Here is a 17,593-nt window from a genome sequence, read left to right on the forward strand (position 1 = left end):
CTAGCGCGCCGATCCAGGATCCTTGACGTCGGGAATGGTCGCAAACTCCAAATTGACCATCTGTCCGTCCCGATTCTCGACCCTTCGGAAGTAGATGTTCTGCACGATCTCACGGGTCGACGGGTCGATCGCAATCGGGCCGCGCGGGCTTTCGAATCTTGTTTGCTTCAGAAGCTCGATCGTGCGCTCGGGATTGAGATCGCCCTTCTGCGCATCAACGACCGTATAGATGGCACGCAGGACGTCGTAGCTGACGACCGGTATGAAACCGAGCGGCCGGCCCTGCGCGACCGCGTTGAACGCGGCTGCGAACTCTCGGTTGACCTCCGAATCATGCGTCGGGGTGTAATGGAAGGCCGTAACAACTCCGAGAGCGGCCTCGCCCGCGGCAGGTAGTGACGATTCGTCCGTGATGTCCCCGATGCCGATGATCTTGGCCGGATCCAGCCCTGCCTCCTTGAACTGGCGGAGAAAGATCGGCGTCAATTCGCCGGCAGCCATGAACACGAAGATGCCATCCGGGTTCGCGTCCTTGATGCGCTGGATATAGGCGGAGAAGTCCGTGGCCTTGAGCGGCGCCCGCACAGATCCGGCAATCACGCCGCCGGCCGCTTTGTATTCACGGACGAACATCGCCTCCGCATCGAGGCCCGGCTCGTATTCATGCACGAACGTATATACGGATTTCAGCTTTTGCTTGGCGGCGTAGAGCGCGAGCTGCTGCGCCATTTCGGTGGTCGTGAAGCCGAACCGAACGGCGAAGGGATGCTTGGCGAGGATGCCCGAAGTTGCCGAGTTGACGATGAGGAGGGGCACCTTGGCGCTGGTCGATAGCGGCGCAACAGCCATTGTGTTGGGCGTGTAGTCCATTCCTGCGAGGAAATCGACATTCTCGCTGACGATCAGCTCCTGGGCCAGGCGGCGGGCCACGTCAGGTGCGGGTCCCGTCGTGTCGCGCTTGATGATCTCGATCCTGCGACCGGCGACCGTAGTGCCGAACTTGCGGAAAAACACCTGGATCGCGGCATCGGACGCGGCGCCGGCCGCGGCGCCCGGCCCGGTATAGCTCATCAGCCAGCCGATCTTCAGCGGACGGTCGTCGGCCTTTGCCTGAATGCTGACGGCCAACATGGCCGCGGCCACGATTGCGATCCTGGCGATCATGCCGCTTATCCTCCCTTAGACTGATCATGCGGGGTCTCTCCCGGACCCTTGATACAAATTAGACCATATGGAAAATATATGCAAGATAGCGCGAGGCCGGTGGGGCTGCCCTAGCAGGACACGGTCTGACAGAAGCGAGCACAAGGGAGGGGAGATGAACGCAGATATCGGAGTTACGATCGCGAAAGCCCGCGAGCATTCGATTGGCGATCTCTTGCGCCGCTCGGCTGCCCGCGAGCCGAGCAAGCTAGCCTTGAGCTGCGGCGCGGTGCGCTGGACGTTTGCCGAACTGGACGCGATCTGCAATCGACTGGCGCGTGGCCTACCCGGCCTCGGCGTCGGGAAGGGCGACCGTCTCGCCGTGCTGTCGCGCAACTCGCATGCCTTTGCGGCGCTGCGCTTCGCGGTAGCGCGGATCGGCGCGGTGCTGGTGCCGATCAACTTCATGCTCAATCCCGACGAGATCAATTTCATCCTGAAAAGCTCCGGCGCCAGGCTGCTCGCGACCGGCCCCGATTTCGTCGAGGCCGCACGCGCCGCGAGCAGTAAGGGCTGCGCGGTGGAGAAGCTCATCTGGTTGCCGGGCGAGGATCCCGCTGCGCAGCCGGCGGGCCTCACCAGCTTCGACGATCTTCTCGATGCCGACAGCTCGTTGTTTGAGGCCTCCGTCGACAGCCGCGATCTCGCACAGATTGTTTACACCTCGGGCACGGAATCCCTGCCCAAGGGTGCGATGCTGAGCCATGAAGCCGTGATGTGGCAGTATGTGAGCTGCATCATCGACGGCGGCATGAGCGCCGACGATAAAGTGCTGCACGCGCTGCCGCTCTATCATTGCGCTCAGCTCGACGTCTTCCTCGGCCCGCAAGTCTATCTCGGCGCCTCCGGCGTGATCACGGGCAAGCCGACCGCAGACAACATTCTGGCGCTGATCCAGGCGCACGGGATCACCTGCTTCTTCGCGCCGCCGACGATCTGGATCGCGATGCTGCGCTCGCCAAATTTCGACAAGAGCGATCTGTCGTCGCTGCAAAAGGGCTATTACGGCGCTTCGATCATGCCGGTGGAGGTGCTGCTCGAGCTCCAGCGCCGCCTGCCCAACGTCAAGTTCTGGAACTTTTACGGTCAGACCGAGATCGCGCCGCTTGCGACCGTGCTGACGCCCGAGGACCAGCTCCGCAAGGCGGGCTCCGCCGGCAAACCCGCCATCAACGTCGAGACCCGCGTCGTCAACACGGCAATGGAGGACGTTGGCGTCGGCGAGATCGGCGAAATCGTACACCGCTCGCCGCATCTGTTGTCGGGCTATTACAACGATCCCGTGAAGACCGCGGCGGCTTTCGCTGGCGGCTGGTTCCACTCCGGCGACCTCGCCACCGTCGATGCCGAGGGCTACATCACCGTTGTCGACCGCGTGAAGGACATGATCAAGTCCGGCGGCGAGAATGTCGCCAGCCGCGAGGTCGAGGAGATGATCTACAAGATCCCGGCGATCTCCGAGGTCGCCGTCGTGGGCCTGCCCGATCCGCACTGGATCGAGGCCGTAACCGCGATTGTCGTGGTTAAGAGCGGCGAGAAGCTCGACGAGGATGCCGTCATCACGCATTGTGCGGGATCGATGGCGCATTTCAAGGTGCCCAAGCGCGTGATCTTTGTCGACAGCCTGCCGAAGAATCCGTCCGGCAAGCTGCTCAAGCGGGAATTGCGCCAGCGTTTCATCGGCGGCGAGACGCTCGACAAGGCGATCCAGAAAAACTTCGGGGCTTGAGGCGGCCACCCAGCCGCTCGCGGCAGGTTGGGGCCTTCGCCAGGGTTTATTGAGGTCTGTTAATGCGACACGGTCAGAAGAAGATTCCGAGCACGATTCTCATTTTCGGTGCAGCGGCTCATATCGGCGGCCCACTTGCGCACTTCTTGCGCGAGGAGGCGCCGCAGATCAAGCTGCGCCTCGTAACAAGCAATCCCGCCAATTGTGACGTCCTTCGCCGCGAGCACCCGCATGCGGAGGTCGTCATTGCCAGCTATTTTGATCTCGCATCGCTTGAGAAGGCGGTCGACGGAATGGAAGGAATCTTCGTACTGACCAGAAGCGGCACGAACGAGGCCGACGCGATGACAAATCTCGTTGTCCTGCTCAAGAAGGCAAGGTCCGCCGTTCACGTTATACGTCTTGTCGGCCTACAACCCGAAGCGAATCGAAGGCGAATTCCTCAGTCTCTCCGCGAGCATGGTCTTGGTTTACCCATCCAACACCCCATCGCAAAAGAAATCCTCGACGAAAGCGGTCTGCCTGTCACCTACCTGAACATCGGCGCAACCTTCATGGACAACTTCTACTGGATGAAGGACGGCTTGAGGAAGGAGCGAAAGCTGATCTGGCCCGAACGCTTGATTCCCTATATCGATCCACGCGACATTGCGGAAGTGGCCGGACGTCTTTTCCTGTCGAGCAATCATCGGCACATTGGTCAATTTCACACTCTGAACAACGGACAGGACATACTGAGGTTCAGCGACGTCGCCGATCTCATGACCAAGGTTTTTCAGGAAAGAATTGTTCACGACGGCAGCAGAGCGGGCTTCTTCGAGGCGTACCGGGAGCTCGGAGAGATCCGGCTGCACTATCTCTGGGATTTCTTCCAGTACGAAGAACAGAACGAGGTGGTTTGGGCGCGCAATGACTTCGTTGAGCGCACCCTAGGACGGATGCCCGTCTCCTTGAGCGAATGGCTGGCCGAACATCGGCAAGCCTTGCTGTTCGGAATATAGGCCTAAAGCGCCCTCGCGCGATGGAGATCTAGGGATCATTGCCCAGCGGGACCTCCGCTATATCGTACTCATGAAACGCTTTAAGTGGCGCGCAACTGGACACCCGGTTTGCCTGAGGCTGATTGCTGCTACCATCCATTTGGAGGGGCGAAGACATGCTGCGATGAGCGAAGCTGCATCGTGGGAGCGTGCCGCCGGGATAATTCGACGCCAATCGATCCCCTGAGAGCCTTCGGGAAGCACCGCCATGGCTGGTTAGGAGCTCGGCATCAGGATCGGCGCGGCGCGACCGGTATCTTGCGCCCGCGCCCCCAGACAACAAAGACGCTAAGGGCCAGCAAGATGAAGTTGAGAGGCGTGAGCTCGGCCTCGCCGCGAGAGACATGAAAAACGATAGCGAAGACCTGCAACACGGAGCAGCCAAGCGCGGCAAGCACTGTCAGCCGCGGCATAATCCGGGTTAACGCAGGCACGAGAACGCCAATTCCTCCGGCGAGGTCGATCAGTCCGATGACCCGGACAAATGCTTCAGAGTGCTGACCTGTCCATGGCATCATTGCCGCTAACTGCGGAATCGGCATGAACAGCTTCGCGAGCCCGGACGAAGCGAACACGCAAAAGAGGAGGGCTTGAGCGATCCAAAGGCTCACGCATAGGGGACGTTCCCGCGGGGCGGCTTGGGCGGTGGCGGTGGACATGGCAGGCACTCCGACGATCACAGGGCTGTCACCATGTTTGGTCGCTTCACGATTTTGGATCATTATCTGTTTTGGGATGGATTCATTTCCTATATGTTGATGATCTGAATGGATACGCTGGTCAGCATGAAGGTCTTTTGCCTGGTTGCCGAGCTCAAGAGCTTTGCAGCCGCGGCAGAGCGGCTGGGCATCTCGCCCGCCATGGCGAGTAAGCATGTGATGCAGCTTGAGAAGCGTCTGGGCTCACGGCTGCTCAACCGCACGAGCCGACGCGTCAGCCTGAGCGAAAGCGGCGCATTATATTTCGAGCAGACGCGTCAAATGCTCGAGTCCCTGGATGAGGTAGAGGCGGCCGTCAGCAACGTGACCGTAGTTCCTCGCGGCACATTGCGGCTAACCGCACCGGTCTGGATGGCCAATCCGAAGTTTTCGAAAGTCTTGGCAGACTATCAGGCTCGCTATCCACAGGTGCGGCTGAACATCGATCTCAGTGGACGATTGGTCAATCTGGTCGAGGAAGGTTTTGACCTGGCCTTGCGTGCGACGGGCACGCCTGACGAGGCATTGATCGCGCGGCCGATCACAAGGGTCCCATTTTATATGGTTGCCACGCCCGCTTATCTCGATCGCGCAAAGCGCCCGAAGAATCTGGCTGAATTGTCCGGACACAGCCTCTTGCACTATGCGCTGCACTCTCCAGGCGAGAGTATCACCATCCAGGGCGAAAGTGGGACGCAGACTATCAAATTCAACCCCGTTTTGCTCAGCGGCAACGAGACTCTGCTGCACCTGGCCGCCCTGGAAGGCATGGGGCTCGCGGTGCTGCCCAAATGGCTGATCAGCGAGGATCTCGCCGCCGGGCGCCTGGAACAAGTGCTGCCGGAGCAGAGCATCTTCGAAAGCCAATTGTTCGCGGTTTATCCGACGCGCAAATACCTCTCAGCCAAGGTCCGGACATTTATCGACTTCATCGCTGCTGATAAGCGACTGAGATAGCCGGGCCAAAAGCGTGACTGCTGCGGCATCAACTTTACTTACGTCATCGTGAATGTGTGGCTGCTTTCTCGATGTGCTGCCAGAATGCCTCCGCCGCCTGGGCGAGCCGCAGTTTAGGCCGGAATACGTGGATCTCGATCGGCACGTACCACTGCTGCCCGCCTGCCGCGACAATCTCGCCAGAGGCAAGCTGATCACTGATCAGGCTTTCCGGCAGCCACGCCATGCCCCGGCCTGCCTGAACCATCGTGACCAAAAGCTTCGCCAGATGCGACGTGAATGTTGTGTGAAGATGAGCTTGCAAGGGGGAGGTGGCACGCACCGCTTCCAGGATCCGTCCCATCCCTGATTCTGAACGGAAGCTCAAGAACTGTACAGGCGCGCCCTCCGTTCCCGGAAGCTTGAAGCGAGGCTTGCGGTTGCGGCGCGAAACCGGCACCGATGCGGGGATCAGCCGATCGTCACCAACATGCAGCGAGCGAAAATGCGACGGCGTCAACGCCGTCGTGGCGGCCGGATGATAATGGCAAAGCAAAAAATGGGCATCGCTCGCCAAGAGGATCCGTTCGCAGCCTTCCATATGATTGGCAACGAGCTGTACGTTGGGCACGAATGGTAGCTCGGTCTCGATGCGACGCAGCCAATCCGGAAAGAACGTCAGCGACAGCGCATTGGTCGAGGCGAACTTCAGTACGTCCGAGGCACCGCGCGCCCGCTCCTGCGCCTCGAGCCGGCCGGCACTCAATCTGCGCACGATATCGTCAGCAGTGTGACGAAAGGCTTCACCAGCGGGCGTCAGATTGACGCTGTGCGTGGTGCGATCGAGCAGCGATGCGCCAGCCCAGACCTCGAGCGCCTGTATCCTCCGGCTGAGCGCCGGCTGGGAACAGTTTCGCTCCTCTGCGGCCCGTGAAAAACTGCGCGCTGTCGCAACCGCGATGAAATCGTATAACCAGTTGATCTCCATGGAGAGCTCTCGTTTATGCAGGCCTTGCATAACGATATCAGCATCCGGCATTGGATTTCTAGTCGCGCGCGCGTCACGGTGGCCGGAAAGAAGCTTTGGAGGAAGGCGGGATGGCCGCGCGCACGTTGTATGACAAGCTGGTGGACTCCCATGTGGTCCGCAATCTGGATGATGCCGGGCTCGTCCTGCTGTACGTCGACCGAACCGTCCTCAACGAGTATACCAGCCCCCAGGCGTTTGCCGGCCTGCGCGCCGCGGGGCGGAAAGTTTGGAATCCCAAAGCGGCGCTGATGGTGGTCGATCACGTCAACCCTACAGCCGCACAACGCACCCGCGCCATGCCGGATAGCGGCGCCGCGCGCCAAGTTGACTACTTCGCTGAAAACGCCCGGGATTTCGGCATCGAATATTTCGATATTCTCGATCCGCGCCAAGGCATCGAGCACGTCGTCGCCCCCGAGCAGGGCCTCGTCATGCCAGGTATGGTCATCGCCGCCGGCGACAGCCACAGCACCGCCTATGGCGCCTTCGGCGCGCTCGGCTATGGCATCGGGACCTCCGATATCGAGCACTATCTTGCAACCTCGACGGTGCGCTACCGACGCCTCAAAACGATGCGCATCCACCTCACCGGAGACGTCCCGTTCGGGGTCACGCCGAAAGATATCGTCATGGAGATCATCCGGCGGATCGGCGCCGACGGGGCTACTGGCTATGCCGTTGAGTTCACTGGCCCCGTCGTCTCAAACATGAGCGTCGAAGGCCGCATCGTCATGTCCATCATGATCGTCGAAGCGGGCGCGCGTGGTGTCGTGGTCGCCCCGGACCAGAAGGTGCTGGACTATTTAAAGGGCCGGCCGCGCGCGCCAAAGGGCGAGATGTGGGAGCGAGCGGCCAAGAAATGGCTGACGCTCGCCTCGGACCCCGATGCCCGGTTCGACCGCGAGGTTGCGCTCGATGTCGCGGATGTCGCCCCTCTCGTCACCTGGGGAACCAGCCCCGACCAGGCAATTGCAGTGACCGATATTATCCCCGATCCTGCGCAACAGGTGGCGCCTGAACGCAAGGCCGCGGCCCTTCGCGCCCTGAGCTATATGGGGCTTCGAGCCGGTGATCCCATTCAATCCGTCCCGATCGATTTTGCGTTCATCGGCTCCTGCACGAATTCGCGCATCGAGGATTTGCGCGACGCGGCCGAGGTCTTTCGTGGCCGCCGTGTTGCGGCCGGTGTACGGGCAATCGTAGTGCCGGGATCGACCCACGTCAGAGCGCAAGCCGAGGCTGAAGGCCTTGCAAAAGTGTTCACGGATGCCGGCGTCGAATGGCGGCAATCCGGCTGCTCGATGTGCCTTGCCATGAATGACGATGTGCTCAAGCCCGGAGAGCGGTGTGCGTCCTCGACCAACCGAAATTTCGAAGGCCGCCAGGGACCAGGCGCCCGCACGCATCTCATGAGTCCGGCAATGGTGGCCGCGGCCGCGGTCACCGGCCACATCGCTGACGTTCGTTCACTGCTGGGAGTTGCAGGCCAATGATGCCATTCGATCAAGTTTCAGGCGTCGCTGCACCCATGATGTCGCCAAACATCGACACCGACGTGATCATGCCCAAAATGTTTCTTAAGGGCGTGGACCGGAGCGGGCTGGGCGAGGGCGCCTTCAATCTGCTGCGCTTCTCCGCCGGTAAACCCAATCCCGAGTTTATTCTCAATCAGGACGGTTATCGCAACGCTTGCTTCCTCGTGGTCGGCCCAAATTTCGGCTGCGGTTCGAGCCGCGAGCACGCGGTGTGGGGGCTTCAACAGCTCGGCATCCGGGCATTGATCGGCACCAGCTTCGCCGGGATATTCAATGACAATTGCGGCAACAACGGCCTGTTGACGATCTCGCTCGAACCCGATCTCGTAGCTGAGATCGCTAACGCTGTGGCACATCGTGAGCGCAACGACGTCTTCGTTGATCTTGCAGCGCAGACGATCCGCTTCGACCGTGGCCGCCGCCCGATCAAATTCGACATCGAGCCGACGAGGAAAGAGGCGTTCCTGACGGGCCGGGATTTCGTCGCATCAACCCTGGTCCTTGCTGACGACATCCGCGCTTTCGAAGCACGCCATGCTGCGGAGAATCCCTGGATCTTCTGACTGGCAAGCCAGTCCTCGCGGCCAGCAGACTGGCCGCAGCCCGGATGACGAAAATAACAAAATTGGAGGGAACTTTGGTTGACACGACTTTTCGTCCGGCCGCGCCGGAGGCAATCCCTTCGACGAAGCTCAACGGCGTCAAGATCGGCCCGTTGCCAATCAGCATATACGTCGGAGCGGCCATCGTCTGTGCTGCCGCGGTTTACTCTGGAAAGCTCCCGAACGATGTGATCGGCGGTCTCCTGGTCCTCATGCTGCTCGGCTTTCTGCTGGGCAAGCTTGGCCAGACGATACCGGTTCTCAAGCAGATCGGTGGGACCGCGATCCTATGCCTGTTCGTTCCGGCAGCACTGGTAAGCTATGGCTTGATGCCGGATGCCGCCCTTAAAGCAATCACCACGACGTTCCGGACCGCCAATTTTCAATACTTCTTCATCGCCTGTCTCGTCGCAGGCTCAATCCTCGGAATGCCCTACCGCGTCTTGGTTCAAGGCTTCATCCGCATGTTCGTTCCGCTTCTGATCGGGACCATTGCCGCCGTCTCGGCCGGCATTCTGGTCGGGCTGGCATTCGGGTATACTCCCAAGGACACGTTCTTCTTCATCATCATTCCGATCGTCGGCGGCGGCCTTGCCGAGGGCGTATTGCCGCTCTCCATTGCTTATTCCGAGATCTTGCAGCGGCCGCAAGCCGATCTTGTCGCACACATGGTGCCTGCGGCATTGCTCGGCAACGTGGTCGCAATCGTTTGCGCCGGGCTTCTTGCGCGCCTTGGCGAGAGACGGCGCGATCTGAGCGGGCAGGGCATGCTGGTCAAGACCGGCGACAATGACATCCTAGGCGACGTGCGGCCCGATCGGCCTATTGATCTCGGATTGCTGGGAGCAGGTATGGTGCTGTCCTGCGGTCTATTCGTGCTTGGCATGACCCTAGCGCCATTTACAGGGATACCTGGACCGATCATGATGATCATCGCGGCGGTCGCGTTGAAGCTGACCAAGATCCTACCGAACGAGATGGAGCTCGGCGCCTACCAGATCAACAAGTTCATGTCGACCAACCTGACCTTTGCGATCCTCGTCGCCATGGGCGCATTGCTGGTCAAATGGGAACAACTCGTCGCCTCCTTCAACCCGGGATACATCATGATCTGCACCGCGACCGTGCTGGCCATGATTGCCTCCGGCTTTTATGTCGGCAAGTGGCTAAACATGTATCCGGTCGAGGCTGCGATCGTCACCGCCTGCCATTCGGGACTGGGCGGCACCGGGGATGTTGCCATCCTTGGCGCCGCCGATCGCATGGGCCTCATGGCATTCGCCCAGATCGCCACTCGTGTCGGCGGGGCGATCATGATTGTGATCGCGACCCTGCTGCTGAAGTCGCTATCCTGATCTGGCGTGTTGGAGATGCAACAAATGGATCGGCGCGACTTTACAAAGGCCCTATTGGCCATGTCCGCCAGCGCTGGCATGTCAGGTGCAGCGGTCGCGGAGCAGGAGCCAAGCGGCGGCGTCCCTTCGCTTGCCGTGCGCGTCAACGACAAGATCAGGCTGGGTGGCCAACGCAACTTCGACAGAGGACCGGTGACCTCGCGGCAGAACATGCAGTGGCACCAGCGGTGGGGCATTCGCTATCTCGATGTCTCGCTGGAGACGAGAAACGCCGCTCCGGACGTCTTTGGAAGCGATACGCCCGACGAGGGTGCGCTTGCTCGCGCTCAGGCGCTCGGCACGGGCATGGGAGGCGCGCGGCTTCAGCCCACCACGCGCTGGAGCCTCGAAGGCATGATGCGCATCGCCGACACGCTGCAGAAAAACGATCTCATCTGGGAGAGCATCCGGATGGATTCGGCGTACATCGCGATGGCGCCGGGGCCGGAACGCGACCGTTATCTGGATCTGATTTGCGAAAACGTCCAAACCGCCGGCCGCGCCGGGGTCAAGATCATCAGCTATCATTGGAATTTGACCCCGATCCGGCGCAATCGCAAAGTTCAGGGCCGTGGTGGGTCGGAATACGACGCGTTCAAGCTAGAAGACAATTGGCGCGACCTCCCGCCGACCCCTGCAGGCCGTGTCTCAGCGGACGACTATTGGGAGCGCCTGCATGTTTGGGCGTCCCGCGTCATCCCCGTGGCCGCGGAGAGCGGGGTCAAAATGGCTTGCCACCCCTACGATCCGGGCGGCCTGCCTCTCGGCTATCTCGGTGTCGACAGCTTCGATGCCGGCGATTATGCGAACGCGCTGCTCAAATACGAGAAGCTGTACGATTCACCTCATAATGGCTTTCAATACGATACCGGGGTCTCACGGGAATCGATGCCTGAAGGGGTTGATCAGCTTGCGCTGTTATACGGTTTGATCAAGAGAAAGAAGATTCATCAGATCCACTTCCGCAATGTCCGCGCCAGCCAGAACGACTTCGTCGAGGTCTATCATGACGAGGGCGATGTGGACTTGTTCAACATCATTCGCCTGCTTCGCGACAGCGGCGGCTCACTGCTGGCCGATCATAGTCCGCGTCATCAGGATGATCCCTCTTACGTGATAGGCTTTGCGTTCGCAAACGGCTACATTCTCGGCCTCCTGCGCGCTGCCCATGAAGAGGCGCTCAAGTCCATCGCACGATAGCCCGTTATGGAACCAGATCGGATGAAGAAAATGAACAGGCTGCTAAAGCTCAATCCCAACAGGTTCACAATGAAGTCGGTGCTCGCAATCTCGATCCTTTCGGCCTTGGCATTATCCGAGGCCTTCGCGCAGAACACCGCGCTGCCGACTGGCCCCCAATGGGGCGATCAAAACCTATCGGCTTTTTATCGTTGGACCGATCCGCTGCCCACAAGGCCGGGCGTGATGCTGCGTGAAGAGCCAATGAAGGCCCAGCCGGAGATCACGAAAGCGGCTCTCGCCGAACGCATTCTCTACAGTTCGACGGATGTACGTTGGCACGCCGGGATCGTACCGGTGAGCGGGACACTGTATCTGCCGGTTGGAGAACCGCCGGCCGGAGGCTGGCCCCTCGTGGCCTGGGCTCATGGCACGCTGGGCGTTGCGGACGTGTGCGCGCCGTCCTGGGCCGGGCACAAGCCGCGCGATGCAACCTACATCCAAAAATGGCTAGAGAATGGGTTTGCGGTCGTTGCCACCGATTACCAGGGTCTCGGCGGTCCCGGCCCGCATCCTTACCTGATCTGGGAAGCTGAAGGGCATTCCGTGCTCGATGCCGTCCGGGCAGCGCGCGCCGCCCATGGCGACAAGCTCGCTCCCAAGGTCTTCATCAGTGGTCAGTCGCAAGGCTCAGGCGCAGCTTTGGGCGCAACAACGGTCGCACCGAACTATGCGCCAGATGTACCCTTGCTCGCCACAGTCGCCACAGGGGTCGTGTCGACCTTTCCCGACGGCCCTTACCGGCCTGCGGAGGCATTCAAGGTTGGCTCGCCGATTTACCTCACCCTCATGATGCTCGGCGGTTCGCTTCCCGATGAGGCACCCCCCGTAGACAACCTCGTGACTGACAAGGGAAGGCTCGTCTTACGCGCAGCACGAGAAGGCTGCACCGGCGAGATGCGCGCGATCGCGCAGAAAGATACTGTCACCGCCGACAACGCCTATGTCCAACCGATCGCGAACATCGAAGCGAGCCTTGCGTCTCCGACCGACATGAAGCCCGTGCGGCTGCCGGTGCCCGTTCTGCTTGGCACGGGTCTGGCCGATTCAGTACTGCCGCCCCGTCGCCAATATGCAGCCGTGGCGGCCTTATGCTCGGCCGGAAACGAGGTCGTTTGGAACACCTATCCTGGTGCCACTCACAACGGGGGCCTGATTGCCGCTTTCCCGGACGCATTGGCGTTCTTCAAACAGACACTTGAAGGCAAAAAGACGCCAAGCAACTGCGCGCGCATTACCGAGCCGGGGCTTCCGACGACACCGGCGCCTGGTATACCCTTCAATGACTGACTAGCGGTTCTTTGCATCTTAGCGCATCGGTTTGCACGAACCGATGCGATCCAAGCCAGGCAGTCCTTTCTGAGAAGCTCTGGGCTGCCGGTTTGACCTGCGCCTTCGGCTAAATTGAGCCCCTTCCAAGTGCGCCAGGGGAGGCTTTCGTTGGGTTAGTCTCGTCGAGCGCGATCCTTTCGATTTCTAGCGCTCGCGCCCGTGACGACCGGCGGCTTATTTCTTGTTTCTTATCGGTCGGCATATGCCGCGACCGTCTCTCCGCTCTTGAGGTAGAAAGCCATGTCAGGAACTTTAGCCATCGTCGCGCGCTTTGTCGCGAAGGCGGGTTGTGAGGAGGAATTGAGGGCTACACTACTAGAGGCTGCGGCAATCGCCCTGGCGGAGGAGCCTGGCTGTCGTCGCTTCGAAATCCTGCAGGCGGTTAATCCTGATGGCGTGGTGCTGCCGGATACTTTCATGTCCAATGAACTCTTCGACGACTACGAGGCCGTCGAGGCGCACCGTAACTCCAGGCACGCTCCCGTCCGCAAGGCTCGGATCCGTGCTCTTGTGTCGAGCCAGACCCGGATCGAGATGGGCGCTGTGATTGATGAAGTCTGATGACGCTCCCCCGAGATCGAGCATCCAAAATGAGCCGCTTTGCAACGAGGCAAGCACAGGGTGCTTATGGCTAGGACAATGTGATGGAACATAGGGGTGTCGGCCGTTCAGGGCTGAGGATCCCAGCCCTGGCCTTTGGGACAGCGACTTTCGGCGGTGGGAACGAGTTCTTTCGCAAGTGGGGCACGACCGATCTATCGGAGGCCCGACGGCTCGTCGACATATGCCTCGATGCGGGGCTGAATCTCTTTGACACCGCCGACGTCTACTCGATGGGCGCGGCGGAAGAAATCCTCGGAAAGGCTCTGGGCTCACGCCGATCGCAGGCCCTGATCGCCACCAAGCTCGGCTACCGCTCGCATAGCGGGCCGAACGGAATGGGGGCGAGCCGGCAGCACATCATAATGGCGTGCGAGGCCTCGCTGAAGCGACTTGGCTGCGATCACCTCGACCTGCTGCAACTCCACGGCTATGACGAAAATACACCGATCGAGGAAACACTGCGCGCCTTCGAGGAACTGATCAAGGCCGGGAAGGTCCGCTATATTGGGGCGTCTAACTTCTCCGGATGGCAGCTGGCCAAGATGGCCACCACCGCTGACTGGCTTGGCTTGCCGCGCCCCATCTCGCATCAGGTCCACTATTCCTTGCTGTGCAGGGACTATGAACACGAATTGATGCCCGCGGGTTTCGATCAGGGCATAGGCGCCATCATATGGAGCCCGCTATCCGGCGGCAAGCTTAGCGGCAAGATCAGCCGTGACCGGCCGCCGCAGGCCGACAGCCGAGCGGCGAAATTCGGAGGCCTGACCGAGCGCGACGCCAAGCTCTTTGACATCGTGGATGCGCTCAACGATATCGCGCAGGAGCGCGGGACAAGCGCGTCTCAAGTTGCGATCAATTGGCTACTCGCCCGGCCAACCGTCTCAAGTGTCGTCATTGGCGCCCGCACGGCCGAACAGCTCGTTGAAAACATCGCAGCCCTCGACTGGCAACTTTCCATCAAGGAGGTGGAGCGCTTGAACCAAGTGAGCGCCTCGCCAGCACCCTATCCCTATTCACATCAGTCTATGTTCCCTGAATTACTTCGTCCGCTCAGCGGAATCTCTCGGTAATGCATGCAACTGGCAGGCTAGGGTCTCGCAATGTTTGGCACTTTCGAACAATGCTCGCCTGAACGGTCCATCCCTGCCGGGGCGCGGCGCTTGCAAAGGGAGACCAAATGTCCGACGCCATCCGCAGCTTTGACCATCCGCGGCTATCAACTCATGGAAATCACAACAGAGCCCTTCAGCTCGTCTCCGGGTTCCAGAATCACAGTTCCAGTGTCAGCACAACCGCGAGCGAACAGGTTGAACCCGTCCGCAACGTGGCTGACGGGCTCTGCGCATAGATGTGCGGCATCAGCGGGCCGATGCAGCACAAAATGCGAAAATGCAGGATCCCCTCGCATTTCAATCCGATCACCATTCGAGCGGTGAATAACGCAGAGCCCGCGCCATCCACTGCGATAAAGCGTCACCTCACCGGGCGGCAATGAATCTGCTGTGGGCCCGGCAGAATGGGCATCCGGCAGCGCGGCGAGATAGTCCGTCGTCACGGCCCAGTCGATCGGTGCGTCAAACTCTATGTTGTCATCGACTTGGTGCTCGAAATAGGGATGCAGGCCGATTCCACCCGGCATCGGCGTCTGCGCCTCGTTTCGAAGATTGAGACAAAATATGGCACGCGAGGGTTCAAGTTCGACCTTAAGAGTTGCGCTGAACGCCCAAGGCCAGTCGGCGCCTCCCTTGTGCGAGTATCGCATCGTCACCTGCGATGGCGTCAGCGAGATCGTCTCCCAAGGCATCCTGTGCGCATGCCCGTGCAACGTATGCGGCAGCGCGTCGGGATGGGCCGCAAGCTCGTACCGCTTACCCTGGAAGAGAAGAACCCCATCCCTCACGCGGTTGCTATAGGGGACGAGGGGATAGATACCACCCTTGGGCCAGCGCAGTAACTGAGCGGGCTCTACCCCGGCCGGGAACGGACGCAAGACCCGTCGCGGCAAGCCGCTACCCTTGCTGCTGCACAGCTCGAGAGAGGTCACGCGTCCGCCAGCGGACGCCGAGAAGCCAAGTCGAGCCGCACCGGCCGTCAAAAGCTGGTTGGTGATCATAGAACGCCATTCAAACCATTTGAGATGGACCGTTTGAGCGCCCGTTCACTGCCGCAGCTTAATGCTCAGCTGATTCGGCGACGAACGCCGCCAGCTCGGGCGTCGCAGGCATCCGCAGGATGTCCGACGATCCCATTTCGTGCACCTTGCCATCGCGCATATAAATGACGCGGTCCGCCACCTTGCGGGCAAAGGCCATTTCATGGGTCACCAGGATCATGGTCATGCCGTCGGCCGCGAGCTGCTCCATGACACGCAACACTTCTCCCGTAAGCTGCGGGTCGAGCGCTGAAGTCACTTCATCGAACAGCATCAACTTAGGCTCCATGGCAAGGCTGCGGGCAATGGCTACGCGCTGCTGTTGCCCGCCGGAAAGCTGTTCCGGATAGCAGTCCATCTTCTCCCGCAGCCCCACTTTGGCGATCACAGTATCCGCAATTTCGCGGGCCTGCCGCTGCTTCATGCCTTTTACCATGCGCGGGGCCAACATGATATTTTCGGCCACGGTCAGGTGCGGGAAGAGGTTATAGCTTTGAAAAACGATTCCGACATCGCGTCTCAAAGACTTCAAGTCGATGTCGTCATCATGGAGCTCGTGGCCGCAGATCAGCATCGAGCCGCCTTGGATGGTCTCCAGGCGATCCATGCAACGTAGCGCCGTGCTCTTGCCCGATCCGCTCTGGCCGATGATAGCGGCGACTTCGCCCCTGTTCACCTCAAAGGTGACACCTTTAAGGACTTCCAGCTCGCCAAAGCTCTTGCGCACGTCCTTTAATTCAACGATTGGCGACATTGAGTTTCCTTTCGAGGGCTCTGCTTTGAACCGACAGCGGATAGCAGATCGCAAAGTACATCAGGGCAGCGATGCCGAAGTAGAGAAACGGCTCAAATGTTGCGTTGTTGATGATCTTTGCGTTGTAGGAGAGCTCGGCGTATCCGACCACAAGTGAGGCGATCGATGTGTTCTTGACGATCTGGACCAAGAAGCCGACTGTCGGTGGAATGGCAATGCGCAGAGCTTGCGGCAGGATGACAGCCCTCATGCGCTGCCAGCGCGTCAGGCCGAGGCACTCTGCGGCTTCCCATTGCGGCTTCGCCACCGCCTGAATGCAGCCGCGCCAGATCTCGCCCAGATAGGCGCTGCTGTAAAGTGTGAGCGCGAAGGTCGCTGCCGTCAGCGGAGATAAGGAGTCGTAGCCCAAAATGCTCGGCCCGTAAAAGCACAGACCCATGAGGACGAGCAACGGAAGTCCCTGCATGATCTCGATATAGGCCGCCGCCCCGCGCGAAATCGCCCAATTCCGCGAGATGCGTGCCAGAGCGACGATGAAGCCGGCGATGCCGCCAAACAGGAAAGTTAACAGGCTCAATACGACCGTCGCCCATAGCCCCTGGAGCAACGAGAGAATGTAGGCGCTATTCATCTGCTATCTCCATGCTCACAGCGGGGTTCCGAGCTTGCGGCGGCGAGGAAACATCGCAAGCCCGAGGAGAGCAAAACCCCCACGTACCAGTATGGCGAGACCTAGATAGATGCCGCCGAGCACGACGAAGATTTCGAAATTGCGATAAGTCTCGCTCTGGATACGGTTAGAGATCCCGAATAGCTCCTCAACGCCAACCGAGGACACGATGCTCGAGGCCAGCATCAACAGAACATACTGGCTCGACAGCGCCGGATAGACGCGCTCCAGCGCTGGCCGAATAATCACATGCAGATAGGTTTGGGTGCGCGACAGTCCAAGGCAGGTCGCCGCCTCAAGCTGGCCGCGATGGATCGATTCAATGCCCGCACGCACGATCTCAGTCGTATAAGCTCCGATATTGACCGTCAGCGCGATGGTCGCACCAACCAGGATGGGCAACCGAATTCCCATGCTCGCAATGCCAAAGATTAGGAAGTAGCACTGCACGAGCAGCGGCGTATTGCGGATGAACTCCACATACAAGGAGACGATCCAACGGGCCCAGGTTGGCCCGCCGGTCCGGACCACGGCGCAGGCACCACCTAAAAGGATGCCGAACACCGTGCAGAATAAAGTGAGCCGTAGCGTCGTCCAGATACCCTCCAACAGGAGCGGCCAATAAGCCAGCACGGCTGCGAAGTCGAAATTGTAAGTCATAGGACTTTGCTCG

Annotated in this window: 17 protein-coding genes; 10 read left to right on the plus strand and 7 right to left on the minus strand. The window is 60.1% G+C overall.

Going from position 1 to position 17,593, the window contains the following annotated elements:
* Entirely contained in the window at positions 1–1,164 is a 1,164-nt protein-coding gene (locus tag L6637_RS25645; protein ID WP_128930029.1) for an ABC transporter substrate-binding protein, read from the minus strand.
* Positions 1,165–1,318: 154 nt separating this feature from the next.
* Between L6637_RS25645 and L6637_RS25650 the strand changes: the two genes are divergently transcribed.
* Both L6637_RS25650 and L6637_RS25655 read left to right on the plus strand, forming a co-directional pair.
* A complete protein-coding gene (locus L6637_RS25650; RefSeq protein ID WP_128930030.1) occupies positions 1,319–2,932 on the plus strand; it encodes an acyl-CoA synthetase in 1,614 nt (537 codons plus the stop codon).
* A 62-nt stretch (positions 2,933–2,994) separates the two neighbouring features.
* Positions 2,995–3,933, plus strand: a complete 939-nt coding sequence (locus tag L6637_RS25655) for an SDR family oxidoreductase (RefSeq protein WP_128955140.1) — start codon at positions 2,995–2,997, stop codon at positions 3,931–3,933.
* Positions 3,934–4,202: 269 nt separating this feature from the next.
* On the opposite strand, the gene L6637_RS25660 is transcribed toward L6637_RS25655, so the two are convergent.
* Positions 4,203–4,631: a DoxX family protein gene (locus tag L6637_RS25660; RefSeq protein WP_128930032.1), complete on the minus strand. Its 429-nt coding sequence runs from the start codon at positions 4,629–4,631 to the stop codon at positions 4,203–4,205.
* A 108-nt stretch (positions 4,632–4,739) separates the two neighbouring features.
* On the opposite strand from L6637_RS25660, the gene L6637_RS25665 reads away from it, so the two are divergent.
* Positions 4,740–5,627: a LysR family transcriptional regulator gene (locus L6637_RS25665; RefSeq protein WP_128930033.1), complete on the plus strand. Its 888-nt coding sequence runs from the start codon at positions 4,740–4,742 to the stop codon at positions 5,625–5,627.
* A gap of 43 nt (positions 5,628–5,670) precedes the next feature.
* Here L6637_RS25665 and L6637_RS25670 read toward each other — a convergent pair whose 3' ends face one another.
* Positions 5,671–6,645 carry a LysR family transcriptional regulator gene (locus L6637_RS25670; RefSeq protein ID WP_237864940.1) on the minus strand — a complete coding sequence of 325 codons (975 nt, stop codon included), beginning with the start codon at positions 6,643–6,645 and terminating at the stop codon, positions 5,671–5,673.
* Positions 6,646–6,704: 59 nt separating this feature from the next.
* Here L6637_RS25670 and leuC point away from each other — a divergent pair, with 59 nt between their 5' ends.
* The 7 genes from leuC (at position 6,705) to L6637_RS25705 (ending at position 14,414) form a co-directional block, all read left to right on the plus strand.
* Positions 6,705–8,129 (plus strand): 3-isopropylmalate dehydratase large subunit, encoded by a 1,425-nt coding sequence (gene leuC / locus L6637_RS25675; RefSeq protein WP_128930035.1) that lies wholly within the window; start codon positions 6,705–6,707, stop codon positions 8,127–8,129.
* On the plus strand, positions 8,126–8,734 hold the full coding sequence (gene leuD / locus L6637_RS25680) for a 3-isopropylmalate dehydratase small subunit (protein ID WP_128930036.1): 609 nt from the start codon (positions 8,126–8,128) through the stop codon (positions 8,732–8,734). The genes leuC and leuD overlap by 4 nt, the downstream gene beginning before the upstream one ends.
* Positions 8,735–8,808: 74 nt before the next feature.
* Positions 8,809–10,128, plus strand: a complete 1,320-nt coding sequence (locus L6637_RS25685; RefSeq protein ID WP_237864939.1) for a 2-hydroxycarboxylate transporter family protein — start codon at positions 8,809–8,811, stop codon at positions 10,126–10,128.
* A 24-nt stretch (positions 10,129–10,152) separates the two neighbouring features.
* Positions 10,153–11,367 carry a mannonate dehydratase gene (locus L6637_RS25690; protein ID WP_164933591.1) on the plus strand — a complete coding sequence of 405 codons (1,215 nt, stop codon included), beginning with the start codon at positions 10,153–10,155 and terminating at the stop codon, positions 11,365–11,367.
* Between the two features lie 21 nt (positions 11,368–11,388).
* Positions 11,389–12,696 carry a lipase family protein gene (locus tag L6637_RS25695; RefSeq protein WP_232995552.1) on the plus strand — a complete coding sequence of 436 codons (1,308 nt, stop codon included), beginning with the start codon at positions 11,389–11,391 and terminating at the stop codon, positions 12,694–12,696.
* Positions 12,697–12,978: 282 nt separating this feature from the next.
* Positions 12,979–13,299: a putative quinol monooxygenase gene (locus tag L6637_RS25700; protein WP_128930039.1), complete on the plus strand. Its 321-nt coding sequence runs from the start codon at positions 12,979–12,981 to the stop codon at positions 13,297–13,299.
* Between the two features lie 83 nt (positions 13,300–13,382).
* Positions 13,383–14,414 (plus strand): aldo/keto reductase, encoded by a 1,032-nt coding sequence (locus L6637_RS25705; RefSeq protein ID WP_128930040.1) that lies wholly within the window; start codon positions 13,383–13,385, stop codon positions 14,412–14,414.
* 146 nt (positions 14,415–14,560) lie between these two features.
* Here L6637_RS25705 and L6637_RS25710 read toward each other — a convergent pair whose 3' ends face one another.
* Genes L6637_RS25710 through L6637_RS25725 form a run of 4 tightly spaced genes read right to left on the minus strand, consistent with a single transcriptional unit; the run spans position 14,561 to position 17,580 of the window.
* Positions 14,561–15,457: an aldose epimerase family protein gene (locus L6637_RS25710; protein ID WP_128930041.1), complete on the minus strand. Its 897-nt coding sequence runs from the start codon at positions 15,455–15,457 to the stop codon at positions 14,561–14,563.
* 58 nt (positions 15,458–15,515) lie between these two features.
* The gene (locus L6637_RS25715) at positions 15,516–16,250 is read right to left on the minus strand and encodes an amino acid ABC transporter ATP-binding protein (protein ID WP_128930042.1); all 735 of its coding nucleotides are present in this window, start codon (positions 16,248–16,250) and stop codon (positions 15,516–15,518) included.
* Positions 16,234–16,881, minus strand: a complete 648-nt coding sequence (locus L6637_RS25720; RefSeq protein ID WP_128930043.1) for an amino acid ABC transporter permease — start codon at positions 16,879–16,881, stop codon at positions 16,234–16,236. Before L6637_RS25720 ends, L6637_RS25715 begins: the two co-directional genes overlap by 17 nt.
* A 15-nt stretch (positions 16,882–16,896) precedes the next feature.
* Positions 16,897–17,580 carry an amino acid ABC transporter permease gene (locus L6637_RS25725; protein ID WP_128930044.1) on the minus strand — a complete coding sequence of 228 codons (684 nt, stop codon included), beginning with the start codon at positions 17,578–17,580 and terminating at the stop codon, positions 16,897–16,899.
* Between the last annotated feature and the right edge of the window lie 13 nt (positions 17,581–17,593).

Source organism: Bradyrhizobium zhengyangense (genome assembly GCF_022012435.1).
GTDB classification, from domain to species: Bacteria; Pseudomonadota; Alphaproteobacteria; order Rhizobiales; family Xanthobacteraceae; genus Bradyrhizobium; species Bradyrhizobium zhengyangense.